At 52.9% G+C, this 15,894-nt stretch carries 19 protein-coding genes; 12 read left to right on the forward strand and 7 right to left on the reverse strand.

The genetic code is table 11. The features are described from left to right. Nucleotides 1-160: 160 nt before the first annotated feature. From FZZ88_RS08060 to FZZ88_RS08075, 4 genes are all read left to right on the forward strand, one after another. Nucleotides 161-856: a ParA family protein gene (locus FZZ88_RS08060; protein WP_166017491.1), complete on the forward strand. Its 696-nt coding sequence runs from the start codon at nt 161-163 to the stop codon at nt 854-856. A gap of 276 nt (nt 857-1,132) precedes the next feature. After that, nucleotides 1,133-1,297, forward strand: coding sequence for a hypothetical protein (locus tag FZZ88_RS08065; RefSeq protein ID WP_166017492.1), 165 nt, complete (start codon nt 1,133-1,135; stop codon nt 1,295-1,297). A 611-nt stretch (nt 1,298-1,908) separates the two neighbouring features. After that, nucleotides 1,909-2,055, forward strand: a complete 147-nt coding sequence (locus FZZ88_RS08070; RefSeq protein ID WP_166017382.1) for a hypothetical protein — start codon at nt 1,909-1,911, stop codon at nt 2,053-2,055. A 216-nt stretch (nt 2,056-2,271) separates the two neighbouring features. Next, nucleotides 2,272-2,451, forward strand: a complete 180-nt coding sequence (locus FZZ88_RS08075) for a hypothetical protein (protein ID WP_115024138.1) — start codon at nt 2,272-2,274, stop codon at nt 2,449-2,451. A 620-nt stretch (nt 2,452-3,071) separates the two neighbouring features. Here the strand turns inward: FZZ88_RS08075 and FZZ88_RS08080 are convergent. Together FZZ88_RS08080 and FZZ88_RS08085 are read right to left on the reverse strand one after the other, a co-directional pair. Then, the gene (locus FZZ88_RS08080; protein WP_166017493.1) at nt 3,072-3,278 is read right to left on the reverse strand and encodes a hypothetical protein; all 207 of its coding nucleotides are present in this window, start codon (nt 3,276-3,278) and stop codon (nt 3,072-3,074) included. 434 nt (nt 3,279-3,712) lie between these two features. Beyond that, nucleotides 3,713-4,048: a DUF1330 domain-containing protein gene (locus FZZ88_RS08085; RefSeq protein ID WP_226423704.1), complete on the reverse strand. Its 336-nt coding sequence runs from the start codon at nt 4,046-4,048 to the stop codon at nt 3,713-3,715. A 2,821-nt stretch (nt 4,049-6,869) separates the two neighbouring features. On the opposite strand from FZZ88_RS08085, the gene FZZ88_RS08090 reads away from it, so the two are divergent. From FZZ88_RS08090 to FZZ88_RS08105, 4 genes are all read left to right on the forward strand, one after another. Further along, on the forward strand, nt 6,870-7,184 hold the full coding sequence (locus tag FZZ88_RS08090; RefSeq protein ID WP_166017494.1) for a hypothetical protein: 315 nt from the start codon (nt 6,870-6,872) through the stop codon (nt 7,182-7,184). Nucleotides 7,185-7,352: 168 nt separating this feature from the next. Continuing rightward, nucleotides 7,353-7,553 (forward strand): hypothetical protein, encoded by a 201-nt coding sequence (locus tag FZZ88_RS08095; RefSeq protein WP_166017495.1) that lies wholly within the window; start codon nt 7,353-7,355, stop codon nt 7,551-7,553. Between the two features lie 13 nt (nt 7,554-7,566). After that, nucleotides 7,567-7,878 (forward strand): hypothetical protein, encoded by a 312-nt coding sequence (locus FZZ88_RS08100; protein ID WP_166017383.1) that lies wholly within the window; start codon nt 7,567-7,569, stop codon nt 7,876-7,878. Nucleotides 7,879-7,973: 95 nt separating this feature from the next. After that, the gene (locus FZZ88_RS08105) at nt 7,974-8,186 is read left to right on the forward strand and encodes a hypothetical protein (RefSeq protein WP_230332859.1); all 213 of its coding nucleotides are present in this window, start codon (nt 7,974-7,976) and stop codon (nt 8,184-8,186) included. A 1,228-nt stretch (nt 8,187-9,414) separates the two neighbouring features. On the opposite strand, the gene FZZ88_RS08110 is transcribed toward FZZ88_RS08105, so the two are convergent. The 3 genes from FZZ88_RS08110 to FZZ88_RS08120 all read right to left on the reverse strand — a co-directional run bounded on the left by FZZ88_RS08110 (nt 9,415) and on the right by FZZ88_RS08120 (nt 11,398). Beyond that, nucleotides 9,415-9,732: a DUF3288 family protein gene (locus FZZ88_RS08110; protein ID WP_166017497.1), complete on the reverse strand. Its 318-nt coding sequence runs from the start codon at nt 9,730-9,732 to the stop codon at nt 9,415-9,417. A gap of 403 nt (nt 9,733-10,135) precedes the next feature. After that, nucleotides 10,136-10,420 (reverse strand): hypothetical protein, encoded by a 285-nt coding sequence (locus FZZ88_RS08115; RefSeq protein WP_166017498.1) that lies wholly within the window; start codon nt 10,418-10,420, stop codon nt 10,136-10,138. 489 nt (nt 10,421-10,909) lie between these two features. Further along, nucleotides 10,910-11,398 carry a hypothetical protein gene (locus FZZ88_RS08120; RefSeq protein ID WP_166017499.1) on the reverse strand — a complete coding sequence of 163 codons (489 nt, stop codon included), beginning with the start codon at nt 11,396-11,398 and terminating at the stop codon, nt 10,910-10,912. 11 nt (nt 11,399-11,409) lie between these two features. Here FZZ88_RS08120 and FZZ88_RS08125 point away from each other — a divergent pair, with 11 nt between their 5' ends. Next, nucleotides 11,410-11,802: a hypothetical protein gene (locus tag FZZ88_RS08125; protein WP_226423705.1), complete on the forward strand. Its 393-nt coding sequence runs from the start codon at nt 11,410-11,412 to the stop codon at nt 11,800-11,802. A 6-nt stretch (nt 11,803-11,808) separates the two neighbouring features. Here the strand turns inward: FZZ88_RS08125 and FZZ88_RS08130 are convergent, their stop codons facing one another. Next, nucleotides 11,809-12,102: a hypothetical protein gene (locus FZZ88_RS08130; protein ID WP_166017500.1), complete on the reverse strand. Its 294-nt coding sequence runs from the start codon at nt 12,100-12,102 to the stop codon at nt 11,809-11,811. Between the two features lie 582 nt (nt 12,103-12,684). Here FZZ88_RS08130 and FZZ88_RS08135 point away from each other — a divergent pair. The 3 genes from FZZ88_RS08135 to FZZ88_RS08145 all read left to right on the forward strand — a co-directional run bounded on the left by FZZ88_RS08135 (nt 12,685) and on the right by FZZ88_RS08145 (nt 15,275). Next, nucleotides 12,685-12,945: a hypothetical protein gene (locus tag FZZ88_RS08135; RefSeq protein ID WP_226423706.1), complete on the forward strand. Its 261-nt coding sequence runs from the start codon at nt 12,685-12,687 to the stop codon at nt 12,943-12,945. Between the two features lie 319 nt (nt 12,946-13,264). Further along, on the forward strand, nt 13,265-14,059 hold the full coding sequence (locus FZZ88_RS08140; RefSeq protein WP_115024155.1) for a prohibitin family protein: 795 nt from the start codon (nt 13,265-13,267) through the stop codon (nt 14,057-14,059). Next, complete coding sequence (locus FZZ88_RS08145; RefSeq protein WP_206339205.1) at nt 14,040-15,275, forward strand: DUF389 domain-containing protein; 1,236 nt, start codon at nt 14,040-14,042, stop codon at nt 15,273-15,275. The genes FZZ88_RS08140 and FZZ88_RS08145 overlap by 20 nt, the downstream gene beginning before the upstream one ends. An 8-nt stretch (nt 15,276-15,283) precedes the next feature. Here FZZ88_RS08145 and FZZ88_RS08150 read toward each other — a convergent pair whose 3' ends face one another. Beyond that, complete coding sequence (locus FZZ88_RS08150; RefSeq protein WP_115024159.1) at nt 15,284-15,490, reverse strand: YqaE/Pmp3 family membrane protein; 207 nt, start codon at nt 15,488-15,490, stop codon at nt 15,284-15,286. Nucleotides 15,491-15,894 lie beyond the last annotated feature (404 nt).

The following is a 15,894-nucleotide window of genomic DNA, read 5'->3' on the forward strand; positions in this document are numbered from 1 at the left end:
AAGGTCGCCCATACCTCTTAAGGAAGGTGGTTGTCCTGTCTGAAAATGACTTGGAGAGCCCAAGCTGACTGCCCCTGTCATCGCGGAAGCAGCAACAACCAACGTCTTGCCTTCCAGAAAAAAAACGCGATCCTTTTAAGGAGTCATTAGTCGCTGCGTAATGTTCATCACTGTTTTTGGTCAGAAAGGTGGTGTTGCCAAAACGTGTAGCAGCGTTCACATAGCAGCAACCTGGAGCCATCAACAAAAACGGGTAGTCCTGGTTGATGCCGACCGCAACAGATCGGCCACTGCTTATGGCGCTAGAGGACTCTTGCCCTGCCCAGTCGTGCCGATTGAAGCGGCAGCCAAAGCGACTCGATTGGCAGAAATTATTATCACAGATGGACAAGCAAGCAGCAACGAAGAAGAAATGAAAAATTTAGTAGAGGGAGCCGATTTCATTCTGCTGCCCACTACCACGCAGAGCAGATCAATCGAATTAACTGTTGAAATGTCACAGATGCTGAGGCAATACAAGATTCCCTACGCTGCACTGCTTGTGAAAGTTGATTCACGCAAAGAAGCTGCAGCAGAAAAAGCCAAAGAATTGCTTCAAGGATTCGACATAAAGGTTCTAGATGCACAAATTCCATTGCTTAGCGCATTTGAACAAGCAGAAACAGAAGGAGTCACCGTTGATCAAGCGATTGACAAGCGTGGGCGAGCAAATCCACGAAGAATGATTGGTTGGGCGGCATACTGCACAGCCTGCAAGGAAATTGAAGATCTATTCGAAGAGCACCGAAAGCTGAATCAAATTCAGTCACCGATTGGATGGGACTTCACACCCATTGAACAGCGTATAGCCGCTTAAATATGGTTGCGAATCGACCACAAGAACGACTTACCGCCGGACCAGTGATGCCGAGGAAAACAATGTCAACATGCCACTGGCATGAACACTGAAACGTCTTCTTGAATCCATCAGCATCGAGCAATCGCTGCAAAGTTTTTGTCAGTGGCACATCGATAGCATCTTCTTAAGGTGATCTTCCACAGCATCCCTTCAGGGGGAGTCAATTCGGTGTCACTTGATGCAAGTCGCATTTTTCAGAGTTTTTAACTTGGTAGTCATACCTATCCAATAGTTATGGCCTTTGACGAACTCGACCGGACGACGCGCTACATCCGGGATGCCAAGTCTCGTGCCCTCGAAGTGCTTAATGAAACCTGTCCAAAACTCACGGCTCTTGAGAAGGCGATGTGGGTGAAGTTGAAGCGGGGTGAACGCCCTTGCAAGAAGAGCAATGGCTAATGGTGCATGCGCTTCAACCCAATTTTTTTTTGGTGGGGGATAAGACTGCCCTCAGAAGCATGTCCATGTTCAGCAGCACATGCGACAGCATTTGGTTGACGTGGATGGGCTGCGGGAGAAGCTGCAGTGCATTGACCAATGGCGAGCCGACAGTGTCTTCCTGAGGAGCTGCCCCCTCCTATGCAATTCAGGATGTGATGGGTGCCTATGAGCTGGTTGGCAAGTGGCTGATCAAGCTTTTCCAAGTAAGAACCTGCTCTTAACCCGCACGGGGTCAACGATCTGTGATTCTCTGAGCATGACAAGTACACAGCGAAAGCAAGCTCCCAAATGGTTGGGTTGGGAGTCAGCTCAACGGAAGCGTTACCTCCGTTCTGTTGAGCACGATCTGGCCACAGAGCTGGGGCCTGATTGGCGCGACAAGATCGCAAATAGCACTGAGAGTTAATTCGTCGGCCAGCAAACGCCCGACCAAGGCCAAGAGAGCGCGGCCAACAGAGTGAGGCAAGTGTCGATAGCGTCATCCCACGCGGTTGGGCCGGAACGCCACCACGCGAGATCTGAATAACGACCAACGACAAATGAGCCGAAGAGGAATTCACCCCCTACTGATGGGGCTCGACAAACCTGCGCAGCAGGACGAGAAGAGCAGCACCAAGACACCTAATCGCGAAACAGCAGAGACATCCGGCCTGGAATCGGCTCAACGCAAGAGATTTCTGCGATCAGAGGAAGAGGAGGCGGACCAGCAGGGATGATGGCCTGGACGAGTCAGCAGCTGTCCACTTTTGTTGTCACAGTGCCAGCAGCTTTGCCAGCTTGAAGTTGTGAGGAGGATCGCCTCACGGGAGTGGAAACAAGGTGACACTTCTGAAACGCGTTCCGTGGCCCCTGCCTTTGGCGGGGGCTTCTCATTGGAATGTGGTCCTGAATGGAGGATCTAGCTAGGGGTTGAGTACGAGCAGCCGATCTAGATGAACGCTGGATTTCCAGAAGTGACAGAGCAGGACCCTTCGCTGCCGGAGCAGCCAGGGAAGCGACAGGAACGGCTCGCCAAGTTCGTGATGGAGTTGTGGGCGCAACATCGCCACGTTGCAGAAACTCGCCGCCACATCAATAAGAGGCTGGCCGACGAGACGGAACTCCTCAACTAATCGACCATCTGGCTGAGGGATGAGATCTGCTTTCCGCTTGCGCGTCGGATGTCAGCCGATCAACAGGTTCATCTGCGCATGAGCCGGGTGTGATGGGCCGGCTTTTTTTTGCCGATCGGACTGGGGGGTGAAAACCTACGCCACAACGTCGTTGCCGCTCATTTGGTCGCTGCCATCGCCTCATTCGAACGGCACTTAAACCATGACCGGGGTGATGGTGTCTTTGGAGCTTCGAGCTCTCCATCCAATGGTTCCTCCAATAACCATTGGGCGCTGAGTGTCAGCTGACTCTTCTTCTCAACCGGAGGAGTCAGAACAGCATTACAAACGCAGACACAGCAATGCACAGCCTGACTCCTCTTATGAAGGGAAGGAGTCAGATCAGCGCAATCTCACTTCGCAACCTTGCCGTTGCTCATTTGAACCGCGTCTCCGCGTCATCTGAAGCCAACGCCCCCTTGCTTCAACCCAAGCTGTTCAAGGAAGTTCCAGCCGCAGGAAACCTCCATCCAATGGCCTAACCCTTGCCATTGGGCGCCGAAGAAAAGCTGACTCCTCTTCTGAACGGGGGGAGTCAGTTTCGCGTTATCGGATTGTGTAGTGCGCACTTGCCGCCAGGTTCAATCCTCTGGATCGTGCAGCTGTTCCCATCGGCCAAGGATGGGCTCCAACAAAGGCTCTGGATAGCCCTGGTCGTTAAGACGCCAGAACTCATCGTTGAACCTGTAGCCGTGGATCGCCGCCATAACGGGTTCATGCAGAGGGTTACCTCCCATTGGCTGACGCAGGCCCTCATGCCATGACTGCTGATCGTTGGTCTTGCCCATGCCACCATTCTGACGCCCTGGAAGAGCTTTATCTCACTGGTGGTGAGCACCGTCGCCAGCCTATTCAACACCTGTTCAACGCCTCAATGGCGTTGTGCTGCATCCACTCGACGGCCAATTAGGCGTTAATGCTTGGTACGCATGGGCACAAAAAAACCTAGGTTGGACCTAGGTCTGTTCAGCGCTTCGTTGTGAAGCTGGCCTGATCTGTTGGGGGCCGCCGCCAAGCTCGCCCCCTCCCAACCTCAGGCTTTAGAAGGCTTGCTGGTTAAAGCTGCGGACATGGCAGTGGCTAAGAGCATGCAGCCTGCAACGGCGAGGAATCCCATCGGTTTGAGGTGACTGAGGGAATCATTCCCGTTCCCCGTCCCTACCGCCTGTCGCGGTTGCAACAGAACTGAAAGGAAGTCCTGCCACCCCGACGACGCCTCTCATTAGTGAGTGGCGTGATCACCTTCTTCAAGGATCGAAAGCGAGACATTGCTGTGGGGTTGACGAAGCTGGAGCATCTCTTGATATTCGGGCGCCTCATAGGCAGCTTTCGCTGCGGCCAGTGATTCGAACTCGATGATCACGGTCAGATGTCCTGCATTGCCTTCGCGAACATCCGTCTGGAGATCTCTGCAGAGAAATCGCGCTCCACACTTAGCCAGATAGGGCTCGGCAGCTGAGATGTACGCCCCCATCCCTTCAGGGTTGGTGATTGCGCCAGAAACGTTCCAGTAGCCCTTGGCCATTTCGCTCAACAAGAGATGTGCGGAGCATTGCATGACTCAGGTCAGGCAGCCCGGTGCTGCGCCACGGCGTCAACATCGATGCGAGCTTGCTTACCCAGCTTCATGAAGGCAAGTCTCTCTCGCTGAACTTTTATACATTGATGAGTATTGATTCGAGAAATCGCATAGCTTCATTTTGGTCTATCGGGATCCATAGGGGAGCTGCCATCACAGCTCCTTTTATTAATCATGACTGACTCCAAAAACGACCACAATCAGCTACGAGTTGAGCAGGCAATAGTTCGACCTTCTCCAGCTGGATGGGGATTAAAACTATTGAAAGCTCTGAAGCTAGAAAAGCTTTTAAAACTGGGTAGTCGATGAGTTAAATGAAGCTTTCTCGACATCAGCACACAGATGGCCGAGGGGATGGGTGCGATAGGTCAGAGGTACTGCAGAGCGCTTCCAGTAAAGGGTCTTGAACGGAATCCTCCAAAACAATGGTGGAGACGAGTTGCACAGACAACCCCGTCAGCAATGGCGGTTTTTCATTGCCAGAGCCAGCCATAGTGGCAAGAGCACCCAAATTCATTTGAAGTTCAGGTATTAGCGACTACTACATCACTTGCCAGCCCTGTCATCCTTCCGCTAGCGAAACAGTCACATGTCACTCGAAGAGCAATACATCACTCTAATGGACGCGGCTGGCAGGGTATCTGACGAATGGTGTCGCGACAAGTTCATACAGGAAGCAGACAAGGTACTAATGCACATCAATGCTCAGATACTGAGGAACAAGCAAGAGTTCAACACCATGGCCGCTTAAAGAGTGCTACCAAAACAATAGAGCTGTTTAGCACCAGAAGAAGTTTTTTTTGTATTGCATCAACAAAGCAGGGACAACTCAAGCAAGTAATGTTTGATCCATCCCCTAAAGCAAAGGAAGATCTTGCGCTGCACCTGAATTAGAGACTTGCTCTTATCGCTCTATTAGAAAGCAGAGAGAGCTGACAACCTCAACAATCCGGTGGACGATTACTGAACAGGAAGTGATGTCGTGCAGAGAGTTCTGCTGGGTGTCGCTATTGGCGTCTTCATCTATCCCAACCCAGCAACAAGGCAGATGACTGCCGACTTGCTTAGAGCGACTGGTGATGCACTTGCGCCTGCCGTAGATGAACAAGACACTCCAAGAGCAAATCAAAAAGGCCTGGAGGGCGACTGATGGGAATGGCCGCAGGGCAGTTCCGAGTCGAAGAACTAAACCCTTTTATGGAATGGCACCTCCATACGACAGCTGCATCGTTAAAGGTTGCCTCTGAATCAGCAAAGGAGATCGCCAGGAAGATCGGAAGGAAAACCCGAGTGCTGAGCGAGCACGGAGAAGTCCTAACTGAGGTGGATCCATGAAAATGCCGTCATTGATGGGCGACTGATGAGGGCATTACTCCTCTTGCTCGTGACAGCTTTACCTGCAAGCGCAGTCCCACTTCCCTTGGTCTGCGAACTAACCAGTGAAGAGGTCCCGTCGATCAAGGTTCTGCTGACTGAACGAACTGCTGTCTCCTTGAAGGGTGAGTTACTTCAGGGCAGAAAGGCACTGGGAACCTTCCAGACAGGTCAATCCAATGGCTACGGGAGTGTCTGGTGGTCTTTCCATAACCAGCACGGCAAAGGTGATGGAACCTCTGTGCTCTTCAAAGGCGCTCAGCACTGGAACCCTCACCGACGAATTCCACGCCCTTCAGAGACGAACAGAGTTCTGTTCGTGGGATTTGCTTCTGACCTCTGGTATTGGAACACCCATGAAACGCCTGGTTTCTTCAGGGGAAACAGAGACCTCCTGAAGGCAGCAGCAGGGTTCTGGAGCATCTCTGACCGATGCCTTGGGGGGCGGATCGTGCGTGGATGAAGCCGTGTCGAACCAGTTCGGTATCGCAATAGGACACTCTTCGGAATTTCTTCCGTGAATCTTCGGGGAGCATCGCCACGGCGAGCATCTCAGCGGCCATAGCTTCGTAAAAGCAGTTCTCCCAACCTCATGAGCCCACCAGACCTTTCCAGTCTCAAGTGGGGCGATGATGGCGAGTTGTCTCCCAACGACACCCTCAGCCTGGTGGAGAGATTGACCAGAGCGGAACAGGGGTCAAAAGGAGCAGACCAAACAACTCTCAACTCCAGTTCCATCTCCGATGGGGAACCATCAAAAGATTCCTGAGAGGAATGGGACCTAAAGGGGTTTCATCAGAGACGACACTTAAAAGCGCAAAGGACAAGAGCTGCGGGAGCGAAATCAGTTCTCCCAGGTTTGCGTGGCGAAGATTGCGGATCGTCTTGCGGGCGACTCCCAAATGCCGATTGCCCAAACGCCAGTCGGGTTTTGGTACGGCTTGGTCGCCGCACTGCCTCCTCTAGTAGGGGCATCTCTGTGAAGAGTCATCGAGGGCTTGATGACATCAATTTTTTCCACGCCTCGATTTGCGTCGAGGGTGACTTAGCAGGCACCGAGGATCTTCCAATCCATTCCTGGCCCAAGGCCAGCTGAGTAGTACTGGTCATTGGTCATACGCCAGCAGCTGCTCATCACAGTCTGTGCAGCAGCTGGGTTTGTCGTAGCCGCATTTACTGCAACGAGTGCTCCAAGGATGCAGATGACAGGTACGAATGCCTTTATAGCCTTGGGGTCTCTACTCCCACAGTGACTGGATTTTGAGATCGGCATATCCACCATTGGGCGAAGCGGCGTTTTTTGTGCCTGATGCACTGATCATCTGATCCGTGCCGTTACCTCATTCGAACGGCACTGTCCCTTTGGCGGAAGTCAAGGTGTCTTTGGAAGTTCCCAAAACCTCCATCCACTGGTCATCCACAGCCATTGGGCGCTGTTCCGAAAACTGGCTCCTCTTCTCAACTGGAGGAGTCAGCTCAGCGTTATTTCACTGATGGACGTGGTGGGTCCAAGTATCTGGCGCAACAGCTGACGCAACGCATGGTCGATACGTCGCCAGAATGGTTTTCATTCTTTTCACCCTGCTATTGGTGCAGCGCCTGGTTGTTTGTTGGCGCCAAGGCAGGTTCAAGTCCAGGCGTCTTGATCGCTGGGCACAACTCCAACTCCTTACGGTTCGCCGAAGACCACGAAGAACTGGGCAATAACTTGGCCAACCGCGTGCTGGCTGCTTCGACCTAGACACACTGAACTGTTGCCCTCAAACGCCCATGCCAGAAACCGACAGGGCCAACGTCGAGATGACATGTTTGCAGGGTGCGAAGCGACGAAGGCCTGAAAACGTTGCATTCACTACCCCAAGACAAAAGCCACCAAGGCCATGACACAAGGGCGTCTAAAGCAACTCCGATGCCGCCAGTAGATCTGATTGTGCAGACCCCACGAGGCTCATCAATCCAAAAAACTGAAGAGGGCCAATTCCTGGTGTGCGATGCCGAAAACCAGTGCCACTTGACCCGCAGCCTTTACCTGGCAGAGGAGAAACTCAAGGGGATGGAACGTGGATATGTCTTCCCCTACGCAACCAGCTACCGCAAAAGCTTCACCTGATGCGAAAAAGCTCATGGGGGCCACTGCCTCACCAGCGACACGACAAAACCTGATCGATCTTGAGTCGACAAATCAACTGTTTCGAGTCCGAAGCAAGACACAGCAAGATGACCTGCAAGCAGGTGATCTTGCGTGGAGCGTGAAGAGCGGTTACATGAGAACCATTCAGCAACTTGGCGCGATGCCGGAGCTTCTCAAGCGTCAAATTGACCGCCTGGAAACCGCCATTGACCTTTCGACAGACTGGCTTGAGATTCAATATCTGATGGTTGAGCTCGACCAGCTCAAAGCCCTGTATAACGACGAGGAATCGGAGGTTGCTTGAGCGGCTCTTGACTTAAGCCGCCAACTCGCAGGTCTGTAGAGATCAGCAACACCTCAAGTCAATGGGTGCAGATGACTTGAGGTGTTGCTGCAAGGTTGAGGATCAGGCTGATCGGCCAAAACATGAACGACGAGCAGCAGACCGAACTGGAACGCCTGAACCGTGTGCTTGCGGTGGCCAAGAAGAACGGAAACCAGCTCTTCATCCAGAACATCGAACGTGAGATCGCAGCCATTCAGCGTGGCGATTGCTCCCCCCTCATTGAGGAGTACCTCACAGAATCAGAACGCGAATCGATCAAGCGCTGAGAAGTCCAGCAGCTCAACAGGTCGAGCCCAGTGATGTGTCGAAGTCCAGACCGAGGTCCATCGACCGCTTGTGCTCCATTGACGCTTTCCTAGCGTTCAGTCAATTAAAGATCTGTAGGCCCACTCAAAACAGCCCCCTGCTCCGCGCACGCTGCCTGGAACCCCAATCGATGACGGACCACACCCTGGACATCTCAGCGGCATTGCGGGAAGCCCACCTGCAGCGCCTAGAGGCCTCTATGGCAGCCAAGGCTGCAATGAAACCAGGCACCCAGAACGCAACGACAACTAAACCCGGATCAAACAAAAACAAGAGACACGCCTTAAGGCACTGATCGCTCGTCGCCCCCCAGTCTCTTGATCAATCACGCCTCGCCATGGCAACTGAAGTTTGGTTGTGGACTAGCTAAGGGCTGGAGACGTCCCTGCCCATCCTGAAAAACCGGGGGAAGCGCTTGCTTTAGGCACGCCACTCCAACAATCGATGGCTCAGGCCATCAAGGCAATGCGCCTTAATGCCGATGAATTTGTGCCTTGAAGGCACAAAACTGAGTGCATCGAGATCGGAGGCGTTCATGAGAAACGACGGTCCAACCGAGCAGTTTTCAGAAGCAGACTGACTTTCTGGCCCCTGCTCCAACAGTCTCAACCATGACCTGGGTTGGTCCTTTGGTAGGCGCGCAATGGTCCGCCACGCCAATCGACGCTCCACTTGCACCGCCTCAGGTGCCCTAGGAGAAAACGACCCAACACCTAGAGCACATGGCCCCAGGGCGCCTCGAGCCGGAAGCTTCGAACCTCTCTCTTTTTGAAGTGATGGGCTAAACCATGCACAAACGAGCGAGCTAGGCCGTCTTTCCAGCGGGAAGGGCGGCCTTCCTCTTTAGAGACTTGAGAACCCTGACTTTAAATTGGAACGGCCGCAAAAAACGTGAATCAACAAACAAAACAGCTTTGGCATTCATTCAAAACGTCTAAAACAACGCATAACATCAATAAGATCCCACAATCACCTAAATCAAGTTAACTGCGATCAAATCTCAGAAAACGCATTCAATTCTTGCTGCGCGGAAGCATCACCTCAAAACAGACGAACTTTTGAAAGAAAACAACAGGAGCGATCACGAAGACAGTCACACTCATTCCAGACAAGCAATCTAACTTCAGAACATCTATAAATGCATCCAAACATCTGCTTTACACCAGCGACCCCGCATTCAAGAAAGTATCAAGATTCAGCATCTTCAACATCCGCCCCTGAGCCAACACCCTCAGCGACAGGATCCTGTCCCGGACGCCAGCCGCTTCTCCAGACCTCTCGTGTCTTGATGTTCAGATCTTCGCGAGAAAGCCCCCAAAGCGTCAGGCATTTCTGCAGGTCGTCGCGGATGTCATCAGCTCCAGGAAAATCCGCATATCGAGAAAACAAGGCGGCGATCGTCGTCAGCTGCTGAGGGCCTGGCTCCCCATCGTGGCCCAACACAGCATCAATCTGATCGCGATCGATGGCGTAGAGGGGATGTGTCTGCTGGGTGTTGTCGGTCATGCAACGATCATGCCCGAACAGAGCGATCAAAGCAGCCCATCAGAGCGAAGTGAGGATGAATGCAAATGCCCATCCAAGTGATGGCTCCCAACAGAGCGCGAAGCCTGAAAACAACGTCAATCGAGCTCCCAGCACTCGGACCCACGGCTGGTGAGCAGACAAACAACATGCTTCTCCTCGCTGATTAATCGATACGTGTGCCCATCAGCATCACTGCGGGCACGCGCATGCCAAAACGCGTTGTCTTTGGAAGCATGCTCCGCACGATTCGACCAACCATCCACTGTCAACTCCTGAACCGCAAACATGACACTCGTTCGAACTGAACAAAGGTTCGAGGGCCATGCCGATCATGAGCAGGATCAACAGAAACTCGTTGGGATCGCTTGATCAGCTGTTGCAATCAGCGCAAAGCAGAAATTTTGTCAACGCTTGAGCCGATTTCCTCGATGGAGATCTTTTCAGCAACAGCATCATTATGAATGCGAAAAAGAAAGCCATTAACCCATGCAGTCTCTTTATTGTTGACCTCATGGCCACGGTCAACAAAACCGGGCTGTTGCTGGAAAAGATGCAAAAGAATGGTCAGAACGTCTTGCGAAGAGAGATTTTCGGGGTCAATTGATGGCAGTTGATCTCTGACATCCAGATAGGACAGTGATCCCGTAGTGGAAACATCAAATGGCACTGTTGACTTGAACTCGAAGTCTGACCATCCAAACAAAAAGCCCCGCCGAGGCGGGGCGACATCCCTTAAATGCAACAGGGATTAAAGCCAATTGGCGCGCATCGCCTCGTATGAAACACCTCTGTACTTCAACTGAGCTGTGCAGGGTTTCTCTTTAGCCAACTTGACAGGAGAAATATGAGCGGAAGTGTAATCACTGGATTCAGATCCGCGGGCCACGGCCTTCTTGGTGCTGTTGCGGAGCTGCGCGCGCAGCTCACGCTCTTTCAGGAGCTGAAGAGCATTCATAGTGTTCCTCGTAGAAAGCTCAGGCCCCGTTCCATGCCCTGAGTCGAACTGCGCTTCGCTGTGCAGCGAAGTGAACGTCTGTAGCAGTTGCTACAAACAAATCATAGGACATGCAAGCTCTGCCCTGCTGTTCGGCCTGTTACAGCTCGGAACAATCCATCCGTAACCACACCTTGATTTGATTGGCCCTGCCATGGCCAATCAAATCAAGGTCAAATGCAAGGCCTTCTCCAACGACAGAGAATTGTGATCGTCTTCGTTAGTCGTTCTTAATTCGAGGTTAAAAAACAAAGCTGATCGTTCATGGATAAAGGGTCCCGCATGCCAAGCTCCCGGATGAAGCTTGAATGCTTCACCAGGTTGAAACTTGACCAGAGCAATGGATGCCGTGGAAGGCGGGCAGCCAGGATCCGTTGAGGGGGCTATCGCGAGCCACCAAGGTTGCGCATCTGCAGAACCCAAGCATTGACTCACGCGATGATGACGCGTCATCGCCTTGAGAACGGGAGGACGGCGACGGATCCGCATCACATAAAAACGCGGCCGACCTGCCGCATCAAAATAAAGGTCAGCATCCGTTGAGCCGAACGTTGCTGGGTCATCCTGCGGAAACAACAGAGTTCCGCAGCGCTCCAGCCAGGACGTGTGCGATGGGATCGGAGTCAGGCTTTGGGTCTCATCGTGATCCATCCCGTCAGGATATGAAAATCAGACCCGGCCCCAGTGCAAGAAATGGTGACTTGGGCCACCGACACGAAAAACGGAACTGCCTATCACCTGAAAAAGGTGAATTGATCATGCTGACCACGTCAACACGATTAAAACTTCAAAACATCTGCAGCCGATTAGCCCAGGGACAATTCGTGTCTCTCCAGGAACGTGTTTACCTTCAAAAATTTGCCGAACGCGATCGCAGCGTGAGCACATGGGTCAACAGAGCCCAACGGTTTCAACGAGAAGGCTCACAACACGGGCTCGACGGCTTGATCGCCGACCTCGACCTGGGGCGACGACATCCAGATGATCCCCAACACCCAGAAGATGATCTCGGCGACTGGTTCAGCAATGCTTCGCCTTGGTTGCGTCGCGACTGACAACCATCAACAGGAATCGTCCAGCGAGCCGAAATGATGGATAGCAACCTCCTGCAGAGTCTTCAACGAATGAAGAACAGCAAGCCGTTGCTGGGCCTGAGCAAGCATCGGCTTGCCATGGGGAACACAAGATTCGATCAGGGATGCTGCCTCTGATGCTTCAGCCTTAACCCAGCCTGTGCATCGCTCGAGTCGGGTCGAGAAATCGCCATCGCGCAGAGCACCGGAGTAGTTCGGCCCTGCGAAAACCTCGAGGAGGTTCGCCAGTGCGTCCCTGGCCTGCTCACGGTTCACCGTCATGGGGCTTGTGGAATACAGGCCCAGACTGGCAGGGCAGACACAAAAAAGCCGCCTCAAATGGGCGGCCGGGTGATGGGGATATCCACAGCTTACCTGAACGACCTAGTGATTGCAGGCCATTTGAAGAAACGGCGACAACAAAGTTCTACAGGCTTTTCCACCGCCCTGTGGATAAATCCCCAAGATGTGGCTCGCCGTGAGGTTGATCCCACTAGGTGTGGTGGATCAGCTGCACAAACTTGACGAAAAGCACTACACTTATGAAAACGCCAGGTGATGGGGATTACTTGGTCTATTCCTCCGTTCAACGGAGGTTTTTTTATGGGTTGTTCAACGACAAACCAAAACAGTGTTAACGGCCTTCAAGACCAAGGAGCTTGTCCTGGCCAGCATGCAGGGTATTGAGATGATCACTATGTTCTGTGATCTGAGCTCAATGAAGCGGCTAACGCTTCAGCACTGACGCAATCCAGTGACATCCTGAGACAACTCCACCAGAAAGGAGTCAGATCAATCCATCTGCACCCCATAGGCTCCATCCAGCCAACACAACATTCAGGCAAAATGCGTGCACTCGTCGGATTGCTGCTGCTGTCGATTGCCCTAAGTGTTCTCTCGTCTGCCTCGCGCGCTCAGGAGCTCGGTCGTTGTGAACCCACCAAGGCGGTGAAGATCATCGATGGTGCGCTTGGAGAAGGAAAAACACTCCAGCAAGCCATGGAGATGATGATCAAAGCAAAAGTGTTTGACGGCTCAAAGGCGTGCATCACATTCATCCGTGAAACCTCCATGACCATGCGCGATGCACATCCAAGCGCCTTCAAATCACTCTGGATGAACTAAGAAGCAGTCAGACACCAGGCCAATACTCAAGACAAATGGACTAAATCAGGCATTAAGCGCAACACCATCAGATTCGCAAACTCAAATTCATCGAAGATACTGGTCACACAGAGTGTTAATTGCACCATCAGAATCAGCACCAACCTCAACAATCTCGAGTGTATTCATCCTCTCCAAATTTCTCCAGTATTGGGAAGGTTGCTGATTCTATGAATCCTGAAAGTCAGTTCCATACGGTGTCGATTCAGTGGAAAACCAGGCACTGAGACAACGGTGCACGCCCAAACCCGACATCATCAACACAAGTAGATGCCTAAGGATGCAAAGCCCGAGACGGATCAACGACCCTGCCAACAGCCTCGCCGTACTGGTCGCCGTCGTTCTCAGCACATTGCTGTTGTTGGGGCAAGCCCTGTTCATCGTCCCGGCCGGCAAAGTTGCCGTGGTTACCACCTTGGGCAAGGTCAGCGGGGGATCGCGTCTGCCCGGTCTCAACCTCAAGGTCCCGTTTGTTCAAGCGGTGTATCCCTTTGATGTGCGCACCCAGGTCAAACCAGAAGAATTCGCCACCCTCACCAAAGACCTTCAAGTCATCGAGGCCACCGCGACCGTGAAATACGCCGTTCGCCCCAATGAAGCGGGACGGATCTACCGGACAATCGCCGGTAACGACCGCGAGATCTACCCCCGCATCATCCAGCCGTCATTGCTGAAAGCACTGAAATCGGTGTTCTCTCAATATGAGCTCGTCACCATTGCCACCGAATGGAACGACATCTCAGCATTGGTGGAGCGAACCGTGGCGGAAGAGCTCGACAAATTTGATTACGTCGAAGTCCGCGGTCTGGACCTCACTGGCCTGCAGATCGCCGAGGAATATCGCGCCGCCATTGAGCAAAAACAGATCGCAGAGCAGCAGCTGCTGCGCGCCCAAACCGAAGTCAAGATCGCTGAGCAGGAAGCCCTTCGTTACGACACCCTCAACCGCAGCCTTGATGACCAAGTGCTCTACAAACTTTTCCTGGACAAGTGGGATGGTCAAACGGAAGTGGTACCGGCACTTCCGGGCAGCAATGGCAGCACGCCTCCAGTAATTGTGGGACGTCGCAGCTGATGGAACGACAGCCGTGGTTGTTGATCAACAATCGCTTCTCGAAGAGGAGGATCGTCTTGACGCACTGCACCGCAGTTACGACGGCGAAGCACGGCTGAACGAATCCTTCATCGTTCTGACCATTGGCGCCAGCCTGATCGCCACTTTGGGGGTGCTTGCCAACAACGCCGCCGTGGTCATCGGGGCCATGGTCGTTGCCCCCTGGATCCTGCCGCTGCGAGTGACGGTGTTTGCTGTTCTGAGCGGGCAAGCCAGGCTGGTATCCCGATCCCTGATCACCCTGGCAGCGGGTGCAGGAACCACCCTGTTCCTGTCGATGGGATTGGGCCTCATCGCACGAAGCCAAGGCTTGCTTTTAGCGGAGGCCCTGCCTGAACAGGTCACAGCTCGACTGGAACCCAATATTCTCGATTTGGGGATCGCGCTGGCAGCCGGTGCTGTCGCGACTTACGCCAAGGTGAATCCTGGTGCTGTGAGTTCCATGGCGGGCACAGCCATCGCCGTAGCTCTGGTTCCACCGGTGTGCGTGATGGGATTGATGCTCTCCGCCCAGGATCTGAGCGGCGCTCAAGGGGCTGCACTGCTCTATGCCGCCAACCTGCTGGGAATTCTGATTGGTGGAATCAGTGTGCTGGCGATTCGAGAGCCGTATTTCCGCGAGAAACTCAGACGCCGGCGACGCTCACGCCTGCCAGTGCTTTTAGCCCTGGGCTTGGCTGTTCTGGTGGGTCAAAAACTCTATGAGAGGTATGAGCGACACCTGTTCAAACTCAAGCAGGAGGCCGCCAAAGAACAGATTGAATCAGACATCCGCTACTACCTCAAGAATGAGACGTTGACCTTTGGTGCAAACGAAGCACTAGAACTCGAAAAAATCGACTTCGACTGGCCTAATTATTGGGAACAAAATCGGGCCCCAACCCTTCAGGTGGTTGTGCGTGTGACCGATCCGACGACGCCGAGCTACAAACAGGTTCAGGAAATTCAAGACAACATCAACTCCAAGCTTTCATGGCAATTCCAAGGTCTTGAATTGCAGATGCAGGTGCAACGCATCAATGTGAGTGTGGTGCAAGGCAATGAGGTGGACGAAAGCCTCTTTGACCTGGAGCAGATTTTCAACGAAGCCGACACGGCACTAGCACCAATGCAAGTAGATGAGGAAGAACTGGAAGATCGCAGCGAGGCGCAGATCTGTTCAGAACCAAACTGCTAACGCCCTTCTCACTTTCGGGTCAGGATCACAAACAAGGCATGGATCACAGCGGCTGGCCACATGCCGAACAAGACAGGGAAACCAAGGCCACCCACAGCAAAGAGATAGATCACAAGGTTGATCCAGAAGGCCCGTGAAAGCCCCACCTGGGTAAACACCCCCAGAGGTGGGATGAACAGGGCAATGATGATCCGAAAGATATCGCCGCAGGTCATGGGAAGGATCATGCAAGTTCTCTTGTCTTAGCAATCACCACCGAGAGCGGAGCAGCTCGCGCTCCTGACTAACCACGCATGCCACACCAGGCATCGACAAAGACAACACAATGTGGAGCCTTAGGGTCCACTGAACAAGGAGTCCTAACTAGAACACCTAGCGATTAACAAAAATCATCCTTCAAAACATCCTGCATCGCCAAACTCACTGGCAATAGAGGGAGTGATCGTGTTGTGCTTTAAGGCTGTTGGCCTGAACCTTTGACCGGTCAATACCCAACAAAAAGCCCCCACCTTGCGGCGAGGGCTTTCCGATTCAGTTGATCTGAATCGTTTGGTCTGTTCCAGAAGGAACAGGTTGATTCCAGATCAACCGATGGCAGGAGCCTGCAGAGCCACAGGAG

It is taken from the genome of Synechococcus sp. PH41509, assembly GCF_020514285.1.
Taxonomy (GTDB): domain Bacteria; phylum Cyanobacteriota; class Cyanobacteriia; order PCC-6307; family Cyanobiaceae; genus Parasynechococcus.